Source organism: Cyclobacterium qasimii M12-11B (assembly GCF_000427295.1).
Taxonomy (GTDB): domain Bacteria; phylum Bacteroidota; class Bacteroidia; order Cytophagales; family Cyclobacteriaceae; genus Cyclobacterium; species Cyclobacterium qasimii.
Window position 1 is genome coordinate 1 of the sequence record NZ_ATNM01000166.1, and the last position, 634, is coordinate 634.

The 634-nt window shown below is 33.4% G+C and carries 1 protein-coding gene; it reads right to left on the reverse strand.

Translation table 11 applies throughout. The features are described 5' to 3' along the window. Nucleotides 1-176: 176 nt before the first annotated feature. A partial coding sequence (locus tag ADICYQ_RS21190) for an IS3 family transposase (RefSeq protein WP_152520509.1) occupies nucleotides 177-634 on the reverse strand: 458 nt, incomplete at its 5' end.

The window sequence follows — 634 nt, forward strand, 5'->3', positions numbered from 1 at the left end:
GTTTGAACTAGTTCTGTTCTTAAATCTTAAGTTCAGGTAAATTTACATTATTTTTTCGATAGGATTTGTATTTGATGCTTGGATTGAGATGGACTTCAGCAGGTTTTCTGAGATCCAGGCTAAAATGTGTTCTCAAATTGTTATAAATATAGACTGCTTGTTGTGTCATTTTTGTGCTAATTCAGTGTTTTAATGGTTTGTTTTAATCCATATTCATATTTAAGAGTTCTATTAATGCGTTCTGCAACAGCATTTTCGTAAGGATCGTATTGTTCAGTCATACTCATTGTAATTCCATTATCTTCAGCAAACTGTGTGTATTTGGGGTTGCAGTATTGGAAACCTCTATCCGAATGATGGATAAGCTTTTTATCAGGGTATTTCCTATTTTTAATAGCCATAGCGAGTGCATCCGTACAAAGCGATGTTCTCATATGGTTATCGAGTTTATATCCCATAATCTGCTTAGAATAAGCATCTGTAACAATGGCTAAATAATTATGACCGTATTGTGTTTTAATATAAGTGATATCGCTGACCCAAAGTTGTTCAGGACGAGTAGGGACATGGTCTTTTACCAGGTTTTTATATTTTTTGTTACATATGGTTTGAGTTTGTCGTTGTGATGTATTTA